At 62.9% G+C, this 20,837-nt stretch carries 12 protein-coding genes and 1 pseudogene; 10 read left to right on the forward strand and 3 right to left on the reverse strand.

The annotated features are described in order from the left end of the window. Positions 1 to 47 precede the first annotated feature (47 nt). Positions 48 to 1,364 (forward strand): S41 family peptidase, encoded by a 1,317-nt coding sequence (locus tag GEV39_RS23370; protein WP_173891384.1) that lies wholly within the window; start codon positions 48 to 50, stop codon positions 1,362 to 1,364. 8 nt (positions 1,365 to 1,372) lie between these two features. Beyond that, a complete protein-coding gene (locus tag GEV39_RS23375) occupies positions 1,373 to 2,140 on the forward strand; it encodes a divergent polysaccharide deacetylase family protein (protein ID WP_173891385.1) in 768 nt (255 codons plus the stop codon). 37 nt (positions 2,141 to 2,177) lie between these two features. On the opposite strand, the gene GEV39_RS23380 is transcribed toward GEV39_RS23375, so the two are convergent. The 3 genes and pseudogenes from GEV39_RS23380 to GEV39_RS23385 all read right to left on the reverse strand — a co-directional run bounded on the left by GEV39_RS23380 (position 2,178) and on the right by GEV39_RS23385 (position 8,901). Beyond that, positions 2,178 to 6,836: a dermonecrotic toxin domain-containing protein gene (locus tag GEV39_RS23380; protein WP_173891386.1), complete on the reverse strand. Its 4,659-nt coding sequence runs from the start codon at positions 6,834 to 6,836 to the stop codon at positions 2,178 to 2,180. Positions 6,837 to 6,954: 118 nt separating this feature from the next. Further along, positions 6,955 to 7,311 (reverse strand): hypothetical protein, encoded by a 357-nt coding sequence (locus GEV39_RS26675; RefSeq protein WP_370593771.1) that lies wholly within the window; start codon positions 7,309 to 7,311, stop codon positions 6,955 to 6,957. Positions 7,312 to 7,363: 52 nt separating this feature from the next. Next, positions 7,364 to 8,901: pseudogene (locus GEV39_RS23385) on the reverse strand (BCCT family transporter). Between the two features lie 214 nt (positions 8,902 to 9,115). Here GEV39_RS23385 and GEV39_RS23390 point away from each other — a divergent pair. The 8 genes from GEV39_RS23390 to trxC all read left to right on the forward strand — a co-directional run bounded on the left by GEV39_RS23390 (position 9,116) and on the right by trxC (position 20,834). Next, complete coding sequence (locus GEV39_RS23390; protein WP_173891387.1) at positions 9,116 to 9,352, forward strand: hypothetical protein; 237 nt, start codon at positions 9,116 to 9,118, stop codon at positions 9,350 to 9,352. A gap of 81 nt (positions 9,353 to 9,433) precedes the next feature. Further along, entirely contained in the window at positions 9,434 to 10,090 is a 657-nt protein-coding gene (gene betI, locus GEV39_RS23395; RefSeq protein ID WP_173891388.1) for a transcriptional regulator BetI, read from the forward strand. A gap of 38 nt (positions 10,091 to 10,128) precedes the next feature. After that, on the forward strand, positions 10,129 to 11,601 hold the full coding sequence (betB, locus tag GEV39_RS23400; protein ID WP_009684988.1) for a betaine-aldehyde dehydrogenase: 1,473 nt from the start codon (positions 10,129 to 10,131) through the stop codon (positions 11,599 to 11,601). Positions 11,602 to 11,758: 157 nt separating this feature from the next. Continuing rightward, complete coding sequence (gene betA, locus GEV39_RS23405) at positions 11,759 to 13,450, forward strand: choline dehydrogenase (RefSeq protein WP_009684987.1); 1,692 nt, start codon at positions 11,759 to 11,761, stop codon at positions 13,448 to 13,450. 196 nt (positions 13,451 to 13,646) lie between these two features. Beyond that, positions 13,647 to 15,389 (forward strand): potassium/proton antiporter, encoded by a 1,743-nt coding sequence (locus tag GEV39_RS23410; protein WP_173891756.1) that lies wholly within the window; start codon positions 13,647 to 13,649, stop codon positions 15,387 to 15,389. A gap of 35 nt (positions 15,390 to 15,424) precedes the next feature. Then, positions 15,425 to 18,733: a mechanosensitive channel MscK gene (gene mscK / locus GEV39_RS23415; RefSeq protein ID WP_173891389.1), complete on the forward strand. Its 3,309-nt coding sequence runs from the start codon at positions 15,425 to 15,427 to the stop codon at positions 18,731 to 18,733. 127 nt (positions 18,734 to 18,860) lie between these two features. Further along, positions 18,861 to 20,321, forward strand: coding sequence for a protein adenylyltransferase SelO (gene selO, locus GEV39_RS23420; protein ID WP_173891390.1), 1,461 nt, complete (start codon positions 18,861 to 18,863; stop codon positions 20,319 to 20,321). Positions 20,322 to 20,399: 78 nt separating this feature from the next. Beyond that, the gene (trxC, locus tag GEV39_RS23425; RefSeq protein ID WP_054904607.1) at positions 20,400 to 20,834 is read left to right on the forward strand and encodes a thioredoxin TrxC; all 435 of its coding nucleotides are present in this window, start codon (positions 20,400 to 20,402) and stop codon (positions 20,832 to 20,834) included. Positions 20,835 to 20,837: the final 3 nt, after the last annotated feature.

Below are 20,837 nucleotides of genomic sequence, written 5' to 3' on the forward strand. Positions count from 1 at the left end.
ACCGATGCTCCGCAGGGAGCGCTTACAGGATCAGGAGTCCGTTCGACATGCTGCACTCGCCTCGTCTCACCCAGCTGGCCCTGTCCATCGCCCTGGCGGTCGGCGCGCCCCTGGCCACTGCCGCGGAGCCGGCCAAGGCGGCAGCTGTGCCGGCCACCGAGGTCACTGCCAAGGCGCCACTGCCACTGGAAGAGCTGCGCACCTTCGCCGAAGTGATGGACCGCATCAAGGCCGCCTATGTCGAGCCGGTGGACGACAAGACCCTGCTGGAGAACGCCATCAAGGGCATGCTCAGCAACCTGGACCCCCACTCGGCCTACCTGGGCCCCGAGGACTTCCAGGAACTGCAGGAGAGCACCAGCGGCGAGTTCGGCGGGCTGGGTATCGAAGTGGGCCAGGAAGATGGCTTCATCAAGGTGGTCTCGCCGATCGATGATACCCCGGCCTCGCGTGCAGGCGTCCAGGCCGGCGACCTGATCGTCAAGATCAACGGCGCCCCGACCCGCGGCCAGACCATGACCGAAGCGGTGGACAAGATGCGCGGCAAGGTCGGCGACAAAATCACCCTGACCCTGGTTCGCGACGGCGGTAACCCCTTCGACGTGACCCTGGCCCGCGCCGTGATCCAGGTCAAGAGCGTGAAGAGCCAGCTGCTGGAAAACGACTACGGCTATATCCGCATCACCCAGTTCCAGGTCAAGACCGGCGACGAGGTGGGCAAAGCCCTGGCCAAGCTGCGCAAGGACAACGACAAGAAACTGCGCGGTGTGGTGCTCGACCTGCGCAACAACCCGGGTGGTGTGTTGCAATCGGCCGTGGAAGTGGCCGACCACTTCCTCACCAAGGGCCTGATCGTCTACACCAAGGGCCGCATCGCCAATTCCGAACTGCGCTTCTCGGCCGACCCGGCCGACGCCAGCGAAGGGGTGCCACTGGTGGTGCTGATCAACGGTGGCAGCGCCTCGGCTTCGGAAATTGTGGCAGGCGCACTGCAAGACCAGAAGCGCGCCGTGCTGATGGGCACCGACAGCTTCGGCAAAGGCTCGGTACAAACCGTGCTGCCATTGGCCAATGACCGCGCCCTGAAGCTGACCACCGCTCTGTACTTCACCCCCAATGGCCGTTCGATCCAGGCCCAGGGTATCGTCCCCGACATCGAAGTACGTCAGGCCAAGCTCACTGCCGAGGTCGACACCGACAACTTCAAGGAAGCCGACCTGCAGGGCCACCTGGGCAACGGTAACGGCGGCGCCGACCGCCCGACTGGCAGCAGCAAGCGCAAGGAGCGCCCACAGGACGACGACTTCCAACTGAGCCAGGCACTGAGCCTGCTCAAAGGCCTCAACATCACCTCGGGCAAATGATCCGGCCCATGCGGTACCTGCTGTGCCTGGTGTTCTGCCTGTTGGCCGGGGTCGCGCAAGCGGCACCGGCCGGCAAGGCCTACATGAGTATCATCATCGACGACCTTGGCCAGAGCCCCGAACGGGACAGCCGCACCTTGGCCCTACCCGGCCCGGTGACCATGGCCATCATGCCCGACACCCCGCATGCAACCGACTTCGCCCGCCAAGCGCACAAGGCCGGCAAAACGGTGATCCTGCACATGCCAATGGACCCGGCCACCGGGCCCTATGCCTGGCACCCCGGCATCGCCGGCGCAGAGCTGGCCCGGCGCCTGGACAGCGCGCTGCTCAAGGTGCCTTACGCGGCCGGCATCAACAACCATATGGGCAGCCGTATGACGGCCCAGCGCGAACCCATGGCCTGGCTGATGGGCGAATTGCAGCGCCGCCACCTGTTCTTCGTCGACAGCCGCACCAGTGCCGCCACCGTCGCGGCTGCAGAAGCTCAGGCACAAGGCTTGGCGCATGTCTCGCGGGATGTGTTTCTCGATGACGTGCGCACCACCGAAGCCATTACCGGGCAGCTGCAACAAGGCGTGGCCTTGGCGCACAAGCAAGGCTCGGCAGTGCTGATCGGCCACCCTTACCCGCAAACGCTCGAGGTTCTGGCCCGCGAACTGCCTCGCCTGAAAAGCCAGGGCATCACGCTGCTGGGCCTGCCACAGATGATCGCCGAGCGGAGCAACCAGGCCATGCCGGCACATGGCCGGCAGGGCCGCTACAGCAACCGATGAGCCTGGGTTCGGCCAGAGGCAAGCCGCCCCGAGCCTACTATGCTGTTGGAGGATTGAAAGGAACGATCCCCGTGGCTTGCTGTAGCGTCAGCTTGCCACGGTAAAGCTGCTGCCCTGTATCCTTGGCAACCTGGCTGCTCAGGAAACGCTGGGCCCACACTTTCAGGTGCCCTGAAGTAACTTCCCAGGGGAAGGCAGCCTGCGACCGCAAATGGAAATGCACAGCCCAGAGTTTATGGTTGTTTGACAAGAGCTGTACCAGGTACTCATCGAAAGCGCTAGTGTCGTTCATAACATGCCGCTTGAGGTATACGACCTTGATCGCCCCCAAATCGTGAAGATAGCGCAGAGCTTCGGCAGTGGGGCGGCTGGTGTGGGTGTACAGGGCGGTAAGTTGCTCCTCCTTCTCTGTACGCAGCGCATTCACTTCCTGTTCCAAGGTCCTGATCAGCGCATCGTCGCCACCGGCGGCGCGCAGTACGCTCACTGCCTCGGTCAGTTTGCTCAGCTGAAGGTCGTATATCCTGGCAACCAGCGGCCCGCTGATATCGATCTGGACATAGGCCTTGGCTGAGGCTCGCTGGGCATTGCTCTCATTCAGTAGAGACTGCACCCAACCAGCGAGATCGGCTAAGGGGGCTTCGTCGGATAACGATGGCTGCTGGACCTCGCGCTCGCGCCACTGGCCATCTACTTGTTCAAAGGTGGCCAATACCTTATTGCTGATCTTCTCACGCACCTCGAGCAAGGATTGCCCTTCGATAACATCGCCGATCATCAGTTGGCCCTGGGCATTACGCACCAACCGCTGCGGCACGCGGGCCGCCGGATAAGGCCTACGAGCGATCGGTAAATGGGGGCGATCCTGTTCATCATACGCAGTGCTCAGACGTACGTTCACATCGAGCTTGAGTTTGCGGATGTGCTCCCGATAGCGGTCGATCATGGCCGGTTCGATCAACGCCCCACCCTCCCGGCGAACGCGATCGCTGTTGACCAGCGCAGCACTGTACTCGTCCCAGGCTTCGTGCAGGATGACGATCCTGTCCTGGGCGGGCAGGTTGGAGAAGGCCAGCTCGCCGTGGGCTTCGGCCGCGTTGCGCAGCCTTGGGCTGGCCAGGGCATCTTTGTAGGCTGCAATTACGTCCGGCCGGTCGTTTTCCGGGTGCAGCGCCAGCTCGGCCAGATTCATCACCTGGTGGAAGCGCAGTTGAACTGTACTGACGGTGCGCTTGGCAATTATCTCTGCGACGGTGCGTTTGGAGTTGCCACTCCAATCCTCTACCTCGAAATCGTCCGGCGTTTCGGTCAACAATTTATCCAGCTGCTCACTCCCGACCAACATGCGATCCTGCACGTCGATCACGACTTGCTGTTTGACGCGCAACTTCTCATACAAATCCGCGGATTCGCGGACTGGCCGCCCATACAGTGCGTTTTGCATCTCCACAAGTTCGGGGTAATTGGCAAGGCTCCAGAGCTCGGTGAAAATAACCTCGGCATCGTTGATAGCGCTGTTGCGAACGCCTTTATCGTGCTCGGCAAGCACCCCGTCCCAGCCGCCCTCTCTCCGCTCACTAGCAAATTTTTCTTCTTGCATGGTTGCGTGTAGCGCCAGTATTTCAATATCGGCGCTGACCGCAGCTTCCAGCTCCTTCAGCGTCAGGCTCATCTGGGTGAAGTGGTCCTGCTCGAACGTAATCATGCGCTCATCGTAAAGCCCGAGCGTTGTGCGCAACTGCGACTTCCCCGCCTCGTCTTCGGCGGGCAACGCGGCCAGCCTTTCGGATGCGCTGGCCCGGAGCCCCTTGAGTTTCTGCAGGTTTTTGCGCAATTCGTCCGCAGCCTTTGCAAGAGGCCGGGCTTGCTCTCTGGCCTCCCGGGCGCGATTGTCAAGGAGGTTTATCTTTTGGCGCATGTCGCGAAACCGATCCCTCAGCGACTTTTGTGTACGCTCTCGCCCCATGCCGCCCCGCAGACCAAGCGCCGTGTCCACACGCCACACGCCGTCGACGAAACGCAGCCAGGGCCCCGCGGCTCCGCCACCATCGACCACCCGTACACCCTCTGGCAACCGCTCCACGCGGTAGGTATCACCGGCCAGGGCTACATAATGATCGCCGTCGATCAGATACAAGCCCGCCGCCGTGCCGTGGTTCAAGGGCTGCACGCCCGCAAGCGAGACCGGTGCACGCATGGCCCTGAGTGCTTCGCGCTGTTCGCGCGGCAGCCAGTTGAAGCCACTCTGACCTCGCCATGAAAAATCGAGCCAGCGGCTCGGCAGCGCTTGGCCAGGCGCAGGCGTTTCCTCGATAGGCGCGATGGCAATTTCGGCAAATGCGCCGCGCTGCGCTTCAGGCCCCTCGACCTCCGCCGCACCGGGCAATGCATAGGCGGGAAAGGCTTTGGCGGGTTGCCTGGCATGCAGCAACACCATGCCCAGGTTCAATATCAGGTCAACCGTTGCCGCCGACCGATCGAACTCATTGCCACGTTCCAAGGCCTCAATGTCTTGCTGCAACGCGTTGAGCAATTGCACCAACCAGGCCACCGCGGCCACCGGCCCCCGAAGCCCCAAGGTCACGACATCGAACAACAGCCATGCCCCCTCGCACAATGTCTGCCAGCGGCTCTCGGCGTTGGACACAGACTGTTCATCAGCGAGCGTCAGCAGCAGGTCCCGATTGGCTGTATAAAGTTTCTCGTCAATGTTGCTACGCCAGAATTCGATCGCCAGCCTGGCAGGTTCCGGACGCTCAGGCAGCGCATAGGGGTCGATGCCGATGACACTGATGTGCGGTTCGCGGAAACCGCCATGGTCGTAGATAGGCCTGACGCTGGGCTGCATCCAGTCAAGAATGCTCTCCTGCAAAATCTCCGATTCACGCACGTGTTCGAGCAAAGCCGACAGGCTGGCATATTCACGCAGCGTGTCTTTGGCGAACAAAGGCCGGTACAGCAAGACCAGCGAGGGTTCCGCGCAGAACAGGATGTACATGCAGCGTACCGCGTCCGTGACCGAAGACGCTGCGCTACGCTTGAACGCCAACGGAAACAGCATCATGCGCGGCGTGTCGGGGTCAACATGACCCGCGCAATAGTCGACCACGCATTGCAGGCCTGGCTCCTTGATCTTGCCGTCCATCTTGGCAGTGAGCGCAGCCGCGAGCAGTGCTGCACGCCATTCCCGCCCCAGGCGCGTGACCCGGTCCGCGCGCTTGGCCGGATCGTCCAGTTGCGCCGCGACATAGGCAGGATAGTGGCTACCGATGTCCACTTTGGTCACCAGCGCTCTGGCTGCCTCGGCATCGAGCCACGCCGGTGCCTCGCCTCCGCCACGCTGATAAATGCGCTCGATCGCCGCCCCCTTGAGCGACGCGAGGTTGCCAATGGCAAATTCGGTGAGTGTCTTGCTCCCAACGAAAGCCAATGGTTCGCCGCCGCCGGTGCCTGTGCCCGCCCCACCAGGGATCCCACGGGCCAGGTAAAGGTCGAATACAAGATCGTCCGGCGAGCTGTCCACACCGTGATCCTCGCGGATCTGCGTGGTCAGCCGTTGACGGGCGTAATCGGTCAGCGATTGAACGCCATCCAGTGCTGAGACCCCACCCGAGTCGAGCTGGTAAAGCGCGAGCTGCAGCAAGGCAGCGCTGCAGGCAAAAGTGTCCTGCGCACGGGCCATCAACCCAGGGGGAGGTTGCACCGCCGGGGTTTCATCCGGGTACCCCACGAACCAGGAAGAAGGGTCGCCAAGCTGGTCAAAACGCTGCTCAAGGGCCGGAACATCCTGGATATCGGCATAACGCGCAAGCTCGACCCTGGCGAGCACCGTATCGAGCAGCAGCGAGACCTGCTGGGCAAACACATTGCCGGTGGCGGGATAGCGTTGCCAACTCATCCGTTCGAAGGCGTAGCGTTGCGCCAGTTCGTCACGCAAGGCCAGGCCGAACGCGTGCAACGACTGGAAACTGCGTACTATCCCCGAAGGTGCGCACCACAGGATGACCTCACGCTCATCCCACTCGGCGGCTATCAGCATCTGGCATTGCAGTTGATCGTATTGCATGGAGGCACTGGTCAGCCGGGTCTGCACGAAGTACACCGCGGGCTGTTCATCACCGCCGTGCAGCAGGCCGCGGATACAGGCCTGCTCCTGCGGGTCCAGTCCCTGCCAGGGCAAGCTGCGCAGTAGCGCGATCCTGAGCAGCAACTGCAGCCATTCGTCGCGACTGACCCCGGCGCTGCCCTTGCCTCGCCAGTACTCGAGCTGAGCCTCGCAGAAGTGTCGTGGCAAGTCCTCGACCAGCTGGTTCAGGGCTGCTGACAAGTCAGGCAACTGCCGGGTGTCGAACTCGCTCGACGAGCCGGCAAAACGAAGGCTGCCGGTCAGCCCGAGGTTGTAATGGCGCCCATCCGCCAGTGGCGCCAGGCTCAACGCCTGAGGGTCGAGCACAGCTTCCAGAACCCGGTCCACAAAGGGTGCGGTGGTCGAGTACGCAGTAGAAGGGTCTGGGCTGTCCAGCATCAGTGGGTCAGCATTTGTCAGGGCAGGCGTGGTGCTGGCCAACCATGGCAGGTTCGACAGCAGCACGCGCAGTAGCTGGGCACTGGCGACCTCGCGCAGGGTCGGCCGGCCGTCGAACTGCCCGGCCACGGCCTGGCGGAAATCGAAGGGGGGTATCTTGTAACTCGTCATGCTGGGTGCCTCCGCTGAAAAACCGCAGGCTGCGGCATTCAGGCGCGATACCCGCGCTACATATTGCTCAAAAAAAAGGCCTTGCACGCGGGCAAGGCCTTTTTTCGTTGCAGCAGCGTCAGCTGTACACTCGCCCCAGCAACTGGCGATGGCTTTCGAACTGGTCCAGCACGTCACGCACGATCTGCTCGGGCGCAAAGCCCATCAGGTCGTACTCCTGGCTGCCGTCGTGCAGGTACACCTCGGCACGGTAGAAGCGTTGACGGACTTCGGGCTCGCCTTCCACCGGCGCCTCGCTCGGCGCCGCCAGGTAGCCGTCCAGGCTCACTTCGTAGACGAACGGGTTACCTTCTTCCATCATCACCCGCAGGCCCATCATGTCGCGCGCCTGGCCAACACGGGACTCCACGTCGAAGCCCAGGGTCTGCAACTGCGCAGCAGCCTCTTTCAGGGCCGGGCTGACCTGCTTGTCCATGAAGCGCTGCACCACGGCCTGGGTCGGCTGCAGCTCCAGCTGGGTCAGCCGCTCACTGAACCCACGTCGGCCACGGGCAGCCAGTTCGGCGCGCTCCTGCTCTACCGCCACGTCCTGTTTCATGGCCTTGTACAGGCCGAACATAAACAGCACCAGCACCACCGAGAACGGCAGGCCCGCCAGCACCACCATCGTTTGCATGGCCTCGAAATTACCGGCGAACAGCAAACCGATGGTCACCAGGGTGATCACCACCGACCAGAACACCACCATCCAGTGTGGGGCATCCTCGTCGACCTTGCCGCCTTTGCAGGACAGGTTGGCCATCATCACCGCACCGGAATCGGCCGGCGTCAGGAACAGCACGAAGCCGACGAACACCGCCACCCCGATCACGAGCTTGGCTGCCGGGAAGTATTCCAGCAGCTGGTAGATCGACATCGAAGGTTGTTCCAGCGCAGTCTTGCCCAGCTCCACCGCGCCCTGGTTGATCACCAGGTCCAGCGCGGTATTACCGAAGATCGACAGCCAGGCCAAGGTGAAGCCCAGCGGGATCAGCAGCACACCCATGACCAGCTGGCGCACGGTGCGGCCTTTGGAAATACGGGCGATGAACATGCCTACGAACGGGCCCCAGGAGATCCACCAGGCCCAGTAGAATACGGTCCACAGGCCCAACCAGCGTTCGGACTTGCCAGCCTCGCCCTCATACACGTACAGGTCGAAGGTTTTCAGCACGATACCGTTGAGGTAATCGCCTACGTTCTGCACGAAGCCGTTCAGCAAGTGCAGGGTCTCGCCGCCCAGCAGGACGAAGATCAGCAAGCCGCTGAACAGCATGATGTTCAGGTTGGACAGGCGGCGAATGCCGTTTTCCACACCCGAAACCGCCGCCACGGTAGCAACGCCAGCCATCACCAGGATCACCACCAGCAGGTTGGTCTTGCTGTGATCCATGCCGAACAGGTACTCCAGCCCGGACGACACCTGCATGGCACCGATGCCCAGGTTGGTGACCAGGCCCAACAGGGTGACGAACATGCCGAAGATGTCCACGGCATTGCCGGCGGCACCCTTGACCCAACGTTCGCCGACCAGGGGGTACAACGCCGAGCGCAGCGCCAGCGGCTGATTATGCCGGTAGGCGAAGTAGCCCACGGCCAGGCCGACCAGCGCATAGATCGCCCAGCCATGCAGGCCCCAGTGCAGGAAGGTCAGCTGCAGGCCCTGGCGCGCGGCTTCGAGGCTTGCCGGGGTGCCCTCCGGGGGATTGAAGTAGTGGTCCAGGGGCTCGGAGGCGCCAAAATACAGCAGCGAAATACCGATGCCCGAGGAGAACAGCATGCCAGCCCAGGCGCCATAGCTGAAGTCGGGCTGGTCGTCCTTGCCGCCGAGCTTGAGACTGCCGTAATCGGAGAAGGCCAGGTAGACGACGAACAGCAGGTAACCGCAGATCACCAGCATGTAGTACCAGCCGAAGGTGCGCGTCAGCCACTTCTGGGCCACGCCCAGCACCTGGCCGGCAGTTTCGGGTACAGCGATCAGCAAGGCAGTCAGAACAAGGATCATCAGCGCGGAGGTGAAGAACACCACGCGGTTGACCCGTACCCTCTCGGCGGGGGGCTTGGTAAGTGAGGCAGAACTCATTGCACGAATGCTCCGGGCAGTGCGGCTGTGGAGGCTAATCATTATTTCCCGAGCAATTGGTGGAATATCCCCACTGCATCAGGTGTTATAAAAGCACCCTGGAAACCGTGATCCCGAATCGATACGTTGCAAAAAACAGACAGGTGGTCTGCTGCAAATGCCACGCTTTACCCGCTGGGTGCGCGCATTCGTCACAGATCACCCCGCCCGCTCCAAGGGCCCGCCGCGGGCCATGGCCACGGGGCAGAATCTGCATTTCGCATCGCTGATGCCCGTCAACGCCTTGTATTCCGGGGGTTACGCGATTTCCTGGGGTGTCAATTCGTGCCTGCTCGACGGCCTGAAAGACTGTCAATGGCACAAATTGTCGCAGAGCTTATTCTTTATTGATTGAACGTTCAATCAAAACAAAATAGACTGGTCTTCGCCGAGTCAGCCGCCTGTCGCCTGCTCGCAGGCCTGAGGAGATAGCAAGATGCCCAAGGTCGGTATGCAACCCATCCGCCGCCAGCAATTGATCGAAGCCACGTTGCAGGCTGTCGACCAGGTCGGCCTGGGGGACGCCAGCATTGCGCTGATTGCCCGTTTGGCCGGGGTGTCGAACGGCATCATCAGTCACTACTTTCGGGACAAGAACGGCCTGATTGCAGCGACGATGGGTTACATCATGAATATGCTCAACGAAGGCGTTCGAGCACGTCGCCAGGCCCTGACGGACGACAGCCCGCGCGCTCACCTGAAAGTGATCATCGAGGGCAACTTCGATGCCAGCCAGGTGAACGGCCCGGCGATGAAAACCTGGTTGGCCTTTTGGGCTTCCAGCATGCACCAGCCCGATTTGCACAGGTTGCAACGGATCAACGACCACCGTTTGTACTCCAACCTGTGTTGCCAGTTTCGCCGTGCCTTGCCGCTTTACCATGCGCGCAAGGCCGCCCGTGGCCTGGCAGCCCTGATCGACGGTCTGTGGCTGCGCGGTGCCCTGTCGGGTGATGCATTCGACACTGGCCAGGCAGTACGGATTGCTTACGAATACATGGATCTACAACTGGCTAAGCAGCACACCCTGGGCACCAACGACCCGGCTGCTGAACTAGCGCGCACGGCCCTTGCCCACCCGGCAGGAGCGTGACGCAAAGCCAAACCACACACTGCACTTGCGAGGACACTATGGCCCGTTTCGGAACGCAAAAACTCTACATTGATGGCGCTTACGTCGACGCTGGCAGCGATGCCACTTTCGAAGCCATCAACCCGGCTACCGGCGAAGTCCTTGCCCACGTGCAGCGTGCGACCGAGGCTGACGTCGAGAAAGCCGTCGAAAGCGCCGAGCGTGGCCAGAAAGTCTGGGCTGCGATGACCGCGATGCAGCGCTCGCGCATCCTGCGCCGCGCCGTCGACATCCTGCGCGAGCGCAACGACGAGCTGGCCATGCTGGAAACCCTGGACACCGGCAAGTCGTACTCGGAAACCCGCTACGTCGACATCGTCACCGGCGCCGATGTGCTGGAGTACTACGCAGGCCTGGTACCGGCCATCGAGGGCGAGCAGATCCCGCTGCGTGAATCGTCCTTCGTCTACACCCGCCGCGAGCCGCTGGGCGTGACCGTAGGTATCGGTGCCTGGAACTACCCGATCCAGATCGCCCTGTGGAAATCCGCACCGGCCCTGGCCGCTGGCAACGCGATGATCTTCAAGCCATCGGAAGTCACGTCGCTGACCACCCTCAAACTGGCCGAGATCTACACCGAAGCCGGCCTGCCCAATGGCGTGTTCAACGTGCTGACCGGCAGCGGCCGTGAAGTCGGCACCTGGCTGACCGAGCACCCACGCATCGAAAAGGTTTCCTTCACCGGCGGCACCACCACCGGCAAGAAGGTCATGGCCAGCGCCTCGAGCTCGTCGCTCAAGGAAGTCACCATGGAACTGGGCGGCAAGTCGCCGTTGATCATCTGCGCCGATGCCGACTTGGACAAGGCCGCCGACATCGCCATGATGGCCAACTTCTACAGCTCGGGCCAGGTATGCACCAACGGTACCCGCGTGTTCATCCCCGCTGAAATGAAGGCTGCCTTCGAAGCCAAGATCGCCGAGCGCGTAGCGCGCATCCGCGTTGGCAACCCGGAAGACGAAAACACCAACTTCGGCCCGCTGGTCAGCTTCCAGCACATGGAAAGCGTGCTGGGCTACATCGCCAAGGGTAAAGAGGAAGGTGCCCGCCTGCTGTGCGGCGGCGAGCGTCTGACCACCGGTGAGTTCGCCAAAGGCGCCTTCGTGGCCCCGACCGTGTTCACCGACTGCAGCGACGACATGACCATCGTCAAGGAAGAGATCTTCGGCCCGGTGATGAGCATCCTCACCTATGAAACCGAAGAAGAAGTGATCCGCCGCGCCAACGACACCGACTACGGCCTGGCCGCCGGTGTCTGCACCAACGACATCACCCGCGCCCACCGCATCATCCACAAGCTCGAAGCTGGTATCTGCTGGATCAACGCCTGGGGTGAATCGCCGGCCGAGATGCCGGTCGGTGGCTACAAGCAGTCGGGCGTAGGCCGTGAAAACGGCGTCAGCTCGCTGGCTCAATACACCCGTATCAAGTCGGTACAGGTCGAACTGGGCGGCTACAACTCGGTCTTCTGACCGACAGTTGCAAGCCGCAAGCTTCAAGCTGCAAGTAAGAGCCGGTCGGCGTCAGACCGCCGGCCCTTGCAGATACCATCCATTCGCAAGCTTCGCCCAACTGCTTTTTCTTGCAGCTTGTAGCTAGAAGCTTGCCGCTGCATTTCGGAGAAATGCCATGGAATACGATTACATCATCGTCGGTGCCGGCTCCGCCGGTAACACACTGGCCACCCGCCTGACCGAAGATGCCGGCGTCACCGTACTGCTGCTGGAAGCCGGCGGCCCCGACTACCGCTTCGACTTCCGCACCCAGATGCCAGCAGCCCTGGCCTTCCCGCTGCAAGGGCGCCGCTACAACTGGGCCTACGAGACCGACCCGGAGCCGTTCATGGACGGCCGCCGCATGGAGTGCGGCCGCGGCAAGGGCCTGGGTGGTTCGTCGCTGATCAACGGCATGTGCTACATCCGCGGCAACGCCATGGACTTCGACGGCTGGGCAGAACTGCCAGGCCTGGAAGACTGGACCTACCTCGACTGCCTGCCGTACTTCCGCAAGGCCGAAACCCGCGATATCGGCCCTAACGACTACCACGGCGGTGACGGCCCGCTCAGTGTCGCCACCCCCAAAGCCGGCAACAACCCGCTGTTCAACGCAATGGTCGAAGCCGGTGTGCAGGCCGGTTACCCGCGTACCGAAGACCTCAACGGCTACCAGCAGGAAGGTTTTGGTCCGATGGACCGTTCGGTGACCAAGAACGGCCGCCGCTCCAGCACCGCCCGTGGCTACCTGGACCAGGCCAAGAAACGCCCGAACCTGACCATCGTGACCCACGCCCTCAGCGACCGTGTGCTGTTCGAAGGCAAGCGCGCGGTTGGCGTCACCTACTTGGTGGGCGACAGCGAAGAGCGCGTAGAAGCCCGTGCCCGCAAGGAAGTGATCGTCAGCTCCGGCGCCATCGCTTCGCCGCAGCTGCTGCAGCGCTCCGGCGTCGGCCCGCGTGCCCTGCTGGAAAGCCTCGACATTCCGGTGGTGCACGACCTGCCGGGCGTGGGTGAAAACCTGCAGGACCACCTGGAGCTTTACCTGCAGTACGCCTGCACCCAGCCGGTGTCGCTGTACCCGTCGCTGCTGTGGTGGAACCAGCCGGCCATTGGTGCCGAGTGGCTGTTCAACGGCACCGGCATCGGCGCCAGCAACCAGTTCGAAGCTGGCGGTTTCATTCGCAGCCGCCCTGAATTCAAGTGGCCGAACATCCAGTACCACTTCCTGCCGGTGGCGATCAATTACAACGGTTCCAATGGCGTGAAGGAGCATGGTTTCCAGGCGCACATGGGTTCGATGCGCTCCCCTTCCCGCGGCCGCATCCAGGCCAAGTCGAAAGACCCGCGCCAGCACCCGAGCATCCTGTTCAACTACATGTCCTCCGAGCAGGACTGGCAGGAATTCCGTGACGGCATCCGCCTGACCCGCGAAATCATGGCCCAGCCGGCACTGGACCCGTACCGTGGGCGCGAAATCAGCCCCGGCGCGCATGTGCAAACCGATGAAGAGCTGGACAAGTTCATCCGCGAGCACGCCGAAACCGCCTTCCACCCGTCCTGCTCGTGCAAGATGGGCACCGACGACATGGCGGTGGTCGATGGCGAAGGCCGTGTGCACGGTATGCAGGGCCTGCGCGTAGTGGATGCTTCGATCATGCCGTTGATCATCACCGGCAACCTCAACGCCACCACGATCATGATCGCCGAGAAAATCTCGGACAAGATCCGGGGTCGCAAGCCGTTGCCACGCAGCACCGCCAAGTACTACGTGGCAGGTGATGCCCCGGTCAAAGGCAAGCCTATGCGTGAAGTGAAGCAGGCGTAAGCCTGCACCGGCCGCATCGCCGGCAAGCCGCCTCCCACAGGTTGAGCACCGGCAACATGACAAAAGGCACCCACCGCGGTGCCTTTTTCACATCTGCAGAAACGCTTTACATGCTGCCAATTCATCAGGTTAGAATCGATTGGCACGCGACTTGCCAGTCATTCCCCTTTCCCGCGTTGTCCTGGAGTACCTGCCTTTGGATGCCAGCACCATCAACAGCCTGTTTCTGATCGGCGCATTGCTGGTGGGCGCGAGTATTCTGGTCAGTTCGCTGTCGTCGCGCCTGGGCATCCCTATTCTGGTCATCATTCTCGCCGTGGGCATGGTCGCCGGTGTCGATGGTGGCGGCATCATCTTCAACAACTACCCGACCGCCTACCTGGTGGGCAACCTCGCCCTGGCGGTGATCCTGCTCGACGGCGGCCTGCGCACACGGGTGGCGAGCTTTCGCGTAGCGCTATGGCCGGCTCTGTCGCTGGCCACGGTCGGGGTCATGATCACCACAGCCCTGACCGGCCTTGTCGCTGCCTGGCTGTTCAACCTGAGCCTGATCCAGGGCCTGCTGATCGGCGCCATCGTCGGCTCCACCGACGCCGCAGCGGTGTTTTCGCTGCTGGGCGGCAAGGGCCTGAACGAACGGGTCACCGCCACCCTGGAGATCGAGTCGGGCAGCAACGACCCGATGGCGGTCTTCCTGACAGTTACGCTGATCGACATGATTGCCAGCGGCCAGACCGGCCTGCACTGGAGCCTGCTTGCCCACCTGCTGCGCGAGTTCGGCATCGGCGGGTTGCTGGGCCTGGGCGGCGGCTGGCTGATGCTGCAACTGGTCAACCGGATCAACCTGGCCGGTGGCCTCTACCCCATCCTGGTGGTGGCCGGTGGCCTGGTGGTGTTCTCGCTGACCAACGCTCTGCACGGCAGCGGCTTCCTGGCTGTGTACCTGTGCGGCCTGGTGCTGGGCAACAAGCCGATCCGCAGCCGCCATGGCATCCTGCACATGCTCGACGGCATGGCCTGGCTGGCGCAGATCGGCATGTTCCTGGTCCTGGGGCTGCTGGTGACACCGCACGACCTGCTGCCCATCGCCCTGCCGGCACTGGGCCTGGCGTTGTGGATGATCCTGGTGGCGCGGCCCCTGTCGGTGGTGGCGGCATTGCTGCCGTTCAAGGCCTTCCACGGCCGCGAAAAAGGCTTCATCTCCTGGGTTGGCCTGCGTGGCGCGGTGCCGATCATTCTCGCGGTGTTCCCGCTGATGGCCGGCCTGCCGGACGCCCAGCTGTTCTTCAACCTGGCTTTCTTCATCGTGCTGGTGTCGCTGCTGGTGCAAGGCACCAGCCTGCCGTGGGTGGCCAAGCTGCTCAAGGTGACGGTACCCCCAGATCCGGCGCCCATCTCCCGCTCTGCGCTGGAGGTGCACATCACCAGTGAGTGGGAAATGTTCGTCTACCGCCTGGGCAAGGAAAAGTGGTGCATCGGCGCCGCCCTGCGCGAGCTGAAGATGCCGGAAGGCACACGCATCGCCGCCCTGTTCCGCGGCGAGCAGTTGCTGCACCCCTCTGGCAGCACCGTGCTGGAGGTCGACGACATGCTCTGCGTGATCGGCCACGAACACAACCTGCCGGCGCTGGGCAAACTGTTCAGCCAGGCGCCGCAGCGTGGCCTGGACCTGCGCTTCTTCGGCGACTTCGTTCTCGAAGGCGATGCCGAACTGGGTGCGGTGGCCGCACTGTATGGCCTGAAACTCGATGGCCTGGACGCGAAGATGCCGTTGGCGCAGTTCATCCGACAGAAGGTCGGAGGCGCTCCAGTAGTAGGTGACCAGGTGGAATGGCACGGCACGATCTGGACCGTGGCGACCATGGACGGGAACAAGATCCAGAAAGTGGGCGTCAGATTCCCCGAAGGAACGCGACCCGGACCAGGATTGTTCCTCTAAACTTCGTTTCTGCCGGATCCACAAGTAGTCTGCCTATGTCCCTGCGCGCATACCTTCGCACAGCCCTGCTCGGGCTGTGCCTGTCCCTTTCCTTCGCGGCCACCGCGGCAGAGCCGCCAACGGCTGCCAGCATTCAGAACAGCCTCGACAAGATTGCCGAGCGCAAGCTGCCCGAGGCCGACCAAAAAGCCTTGCAGCAGGTACTGGAACAGACCCTGAGCCTGCTGGCCAGCAAGGAAGACAACGAGAAGAAGCTGGCCGCCCTCAAGCAGCAACTCAGTGCCGCACCCAAGGAAACCGACGACAGCCAGAAAGAGCTGGCCCGGCTCAAGCAAACCAAGGTTCAGCCGGTTGCCCAACGCTATGCCAACCTCACCGTGCAGCAACTCGAACAGATGCTCAGCGAGCGCAACACCCAGCAGGGTGAGCTGCAGAAGTCACTGTCCGACGCCAACAGCCTGATCATCAACTCGCAGACCCGCCCCGAGCGTGCCCAGGCCGAGATCAGCAGCAACCAGACCCGCGCCCAGCAGATCAACAGCATCCTCAAGACCGGCAAGGACGGTGGCAAGTCGATCAACGCCGACCAGCGCAACCAGCTGAATGCAGAACTGGCTTCGCTCAACGCGCTGACCCTGCTGCGCCGCCAGGAACTGGCCGGCAACAGCGTGCTGCAGGACCTTGGCAACGCCCGCCATGACCTGCTGATCGAGCGTGCCGCGCGCCTTGAGCAGGAAATCCAGGACCTGCAGACGCTGATCAACGACAAGCGCCTGGCCCAGTCCCAGGAAACGGTCACCCAGCAATCGATCGAGGCGCAGAAGGCGGGCGGCAGCAGCCTGCTGGCCACCGAAAGCGCAGCTAACCTGAAGCTGTCCGACTACCTGCTCAAAAGCACCGACCGCCTCAATGAGCTGACCCAGCAGAACCTGCGCACCAAGCAGCAACTGGACAGCCTGACCCAGGCCGACCAGGCGCTGGACGAGCAGATCAACGTGCTCAAGGGCAGCCTGCTGCTGTCCAAGATCCTCTACAAACAGAAGCAGACCCTGCCACACCTGAAACTCGACCGCGACCTGGCCGACCAGATCGCCGACACCCGCCTGTACCAGTTCGAGGTCAGCCAGCAGCGCGAGGTGATGAGCAGCCCGGTGACCTATGTCGACAAGCTGCTGGCAGCCCAACCGCAGGAACAGGTAACCCCGCAGCTGCGCAAGGCCCTGCTGGAGCTGGCAATCACCCGCAGCGACCTGCTGGAGCGGTTGAACCGCGAGCTTTCGGCGCTGCTCAACGAATCGATCACCCTGCAGCTCAACCAGAAACAATTGCTGGGCACTGCCCAGAGCCTGCGCACCACCCTCGACGAACAGATGTTCTGGATCCCCAGCAACAAGCCCTTGGACTGGGACTGGTTGCGCACCGTGCCGCAACGGCTGGCCGACCAGGTCGCCAACCTGCCGTGGGCCTCCAGCCTGAGCGAGCTGACCGACGGCCTCAGCCACCGGCCGCTGCTGTTCCTGCCGCTGTTGCTGGTGATCGGCGCTCTGTTATGGCGGCGCAAGTACCTGTACCAACGGCTGGGCAAGGTGCACCAGGACATTGGCCATTTCCGCCGCGACAGCCAGTGGCATACGCCACAGGCAATTCTTATCAATATCCTGCTGGCGATGCCGGTCAGCCTTGTCCTGGCGTTGTGCAGCTATGCCCTGCAGATCGACGCCCGCGGGCAGAACGCCAACCTCGGCGCGGCCCTGTGGCAACTGGCCCAGGCGTGGCTGGTGTTCTATACCGCCTACCGCATCCTTGCACCCGGCGGCGTGGCGGAAGTCCATTTCCGTTGGTACAAACCCCAGGTCGAGTTCCTGCGGGGCTGGGTACGCCGCCTGGGCACCGTGGTGCTGGCCCTGGTCGGGGTAGTGGCGGTTGCCGAGCACCAGCCGTCGGCGCTGGCCGACGATGTACTGGGTATTGGCGTGGTGCTGGCCTGCTATGCGCTGATGGCCTGGCTGCTCAGCCGCCTGCTGCTCAGCAGCCCGGCGCACCGTGACACTTCGCTGTTCCGCAAGGCGGTCGGCGTGGCGTTCACTGCGCTGCCTATCGCCCTGTTCGTCGCGGTGTGCTTCGGCTACTACTACACCGCCCTGAAACTCACCGACCGGCTGATCTACACCCTCTACCTGCTGCTGTTCTGGCTGGTGATCGAAGCCGCTTTCGTGCGCGGCCTGTCGGTTGCGGCCCGCCGCCTGGCCTACCAACGGGCATTGAGCAAGCGCGCAGCGGCCAAGGAAGGGCTGGACGGCGAAGTGGTCGTCGAAGAGCCGACCCTGGACATCGAGCAGGTCAACCAGCAATCGCTGCGCCTGATCCGCCTCGCCCTGCTGGGCGGTTTCATCGCTGGCCTGTACTGGGTATGGGCCGACCTGCTCTCGGTGTTCGCCTACCTCAACAACTTCGTGCTGTACGAATACACCAGCGGCACCGGCGCCGCTGCCAGCATGGTGCCCATCAGCCTGGGCGACCTGTTGGGGGCACTGGTGATCGTCGGCATTACCTTCGCCCTGGCCGGCAACCTGCCAGGCCTGCTGGAGGTGCTGGTGCTGTCACGCCTGAACCTTGCCCAAGGCAGCGCTTACGCCACCACCACCCTGTTGTCGTACACCATCGTCGGCGTGGGTATCGTCAGCACCCTGTCGACCCTGGGGGTCAGCTGGGACAAGCTGCAATGGCTGGTGGCGGCGCTGTCGGTGGGCCTGGGCTTCGGCATGCAGGAAATCTTCGCCAACTTCATTTCTGGCATCATGATCCTGTTCGAGCGCCCGGTACGCATCGGCGACACCATCACCATCGGCAACCTGTCGGGCACGGTGAGCAAGATCCGCATCCGCGCCACCACCATCACCGACTTCGACCGCAAGGACATCATCGTCCCCAACAAGACCTTCATCACCGGCCAACTGATCAACTGGTCGCTGACCGACACGGTCACCCGGGTCACGCTGAAGCTGGGCATCGACTATGGCTCCGACCTCGACCTGGTGCGCGAGCTGCTGCTCAAGGGCGCGCATGAAAACCCACGGGTGCTCAAGGACCCGGAACCGATCGTGTACTTCCTCAACTTCGGCGAAAGCTCGCTGGACCACGAACTGCGCATGCACGTGCGCGACCTGGGTGACCGCAACCCGACGCTGGACGAACTCAACCGCTTCATCAGCCGCGAGTTCAAGGCGCATGACATCAAGATCTCGGTACGCCAGGTCGAGGTGTTCCTGATGGACGCAGCCGGCGGCAAGCAGCAGCTGATACCAATGGAACAGCCCAAACCCGATGACACCCAACCTGTGTGAGTGGACGCCATAGGGCATGAACGCCCAGAATGCCTGCGAGGGCTTGGCCCTCGATCGCCGGCAAGCCAGCCCCCACAGGTGGGCCCCGCAAAGCGGCCCCAATGGCACCGACTTCCAGGAGCAGCCCGTGAAAGCCCTCGACCAACTCACGTTCGACAACCGCTTCGCCCGCCTGGGCGATGCGTTCTCTATCCAGGTGCTACCCGAGCCCATCGCCGAGCCCCGCCTGGTGGTGGCGAGCGAGTCGGCCATGGCGCTGCTGGACCTCGACCCGGCCCAGGCCGAACTGCCTCTGTTCGCCGAACTGTTCAGCGGCCAAAAGCTGTGGGATCAGGCCGACCCAAGGGCGATGGTGTACTCCGGCCACCAATTCGGCTCGTACAACCCGCGCCTGGGCGATGGCCGCGGCCTGTTGCTGGCCGAGGTCCTGAACGACGCCAACCAGCACTGGGACCTGCACCTCAAGGGGGCCGGCCAGACGCCGTACTCGCGCATGGGCGACGGCCGCGCCGTGCTGCGCTCATCGATCCGCGAGTTCCTCGCCTCCGAAGCCCTGCACGCCCTGCACATTCCCACTAGCCGCGCGCTGTGCGTCATCGGCTCGAGCACCCCGGTATGGCGCGAAATACGTGAAAGCGCGGCCATGCTTACCCGCGTGGCGCAGAGCCACGTACGCTTCGGTCATTTCGAGTATTTCTACTACACCAAGCAGCCTGAGCAGCAACGGGTGCTGCTCGACCACGTCTTGCAACAGCACTACGCCGAGTGCGGCACCGCCGAGCAACCTTACCTGGCAATGTTCCGCACCATCGTCGAGCGCAATGCCGACCTGATCGCCCGCTGGCAGGCCTATGGCTTCTGCCACGGGGTCATGAATACCGACAACATGTCGATCCTCGGCATTACCTTCGACTTCGGCCCGTATGCCTTCCTCGACGACTTCGACGCCAATTTCATCTGCAACCACTCCGACGACCGCGGCCGGTACAGCTACGCCAACCAGGTGCCCATCGCCCACTGGAACCTCAGCGCGTTGGCCCAAGCGCTGACCACGGTGGTCGAGGTGGAGGCGTTGAAGCAGGCGTTGGGCTTGTTCCTGCCACTGTACCAGGCCCATTACCTGGACCTGATGCGCAGGCGCCTGGGCCTGACCACGGCCGAGGATGACGACATGGCGCTGGTCGAGCGCCTGCTGCAGTGCATGCAGCGCGGTGGTGTGGACTACAACCTGTTCTTCCGCCGGCTGGGCGAGCAACCGGTGGCCGAAGCGTTGAAGGTGGTACGCAATGACTTCATCGACCTGGCCGGCTTCAATGCCTGGGGCGCCGATTACCTGGCCCGGTGCGAGCGTGAAGCCGGTAATGCCGAGGGGCGCCGCGAACGCATGCATGCAGTGAACCCGTTGTACGTGCTGCGCAACTACCTGGCGCAGAAAGCCATCGAGGCAGCTGAAGCGGGTGATTACAGTGAAGTGCGGCGGCTGCACCAGGTGCTGAGCAAGCCCTTCGCGGAGCAACCCGGGATGCAGGCCTACGCCGAGCGCCCACCGGAATGGGGCAAGCACCTGGAAATCAGCTGCTCTTCCTGAATGGCACTTAACCCCTGTGGGAGCGGCCTTGTGTCGCGATGGGCTGCCAAGCAGCCCCAATAACCTCGAGGAACCAACATGTCCGAACCACTGGTCATCCCCTGCCCCCACTGCAACGGCCTCAACCGCTTGCCTGCCGAGCGCCTGGGCGACGCGCCGAAATGCGGCCGCTGCAAACAGCAGGTTCTGCTGAGCGCCCCTTTCGAACTCACCGAAGCCAGCTACGCCAGCCAAATCAAAGGCGACCTACCGCTGCTGGTGGATGTCTGGGCCGACTGGTGTGGCCCGTGCAAATCGTTCGCCCCCACCTTCGAACAAGCCGCCCGCCAACTGGCCGGCCGCTGCCGCCTGGCCAAGCTCGACAGCGAAGCCAACCGCAACCTGGCCGGGCAACTGGGCATCCGCTCGATCCCCAGCCTGCTGCTGTTCAAGAACGGCCGCGAAGTCAGCCGCCAGGCCGGCGCGTTTCCACTCCAGGCGTTGTTGGAGTGGGTGCGCAGCCAGGGGGTTTAGTTT

The organism is Pseudomonas sp. NY5710 (assembly GCF_013305665.1).
Taxonomy (GTDB): domain Bacteria; phylum Pseudomonadota; class Gammaproteobacteria; order Pseudomonadales; family Pseudomonadaceae; genus Aquipseudomonas; species Aquipseudomonas juntendi.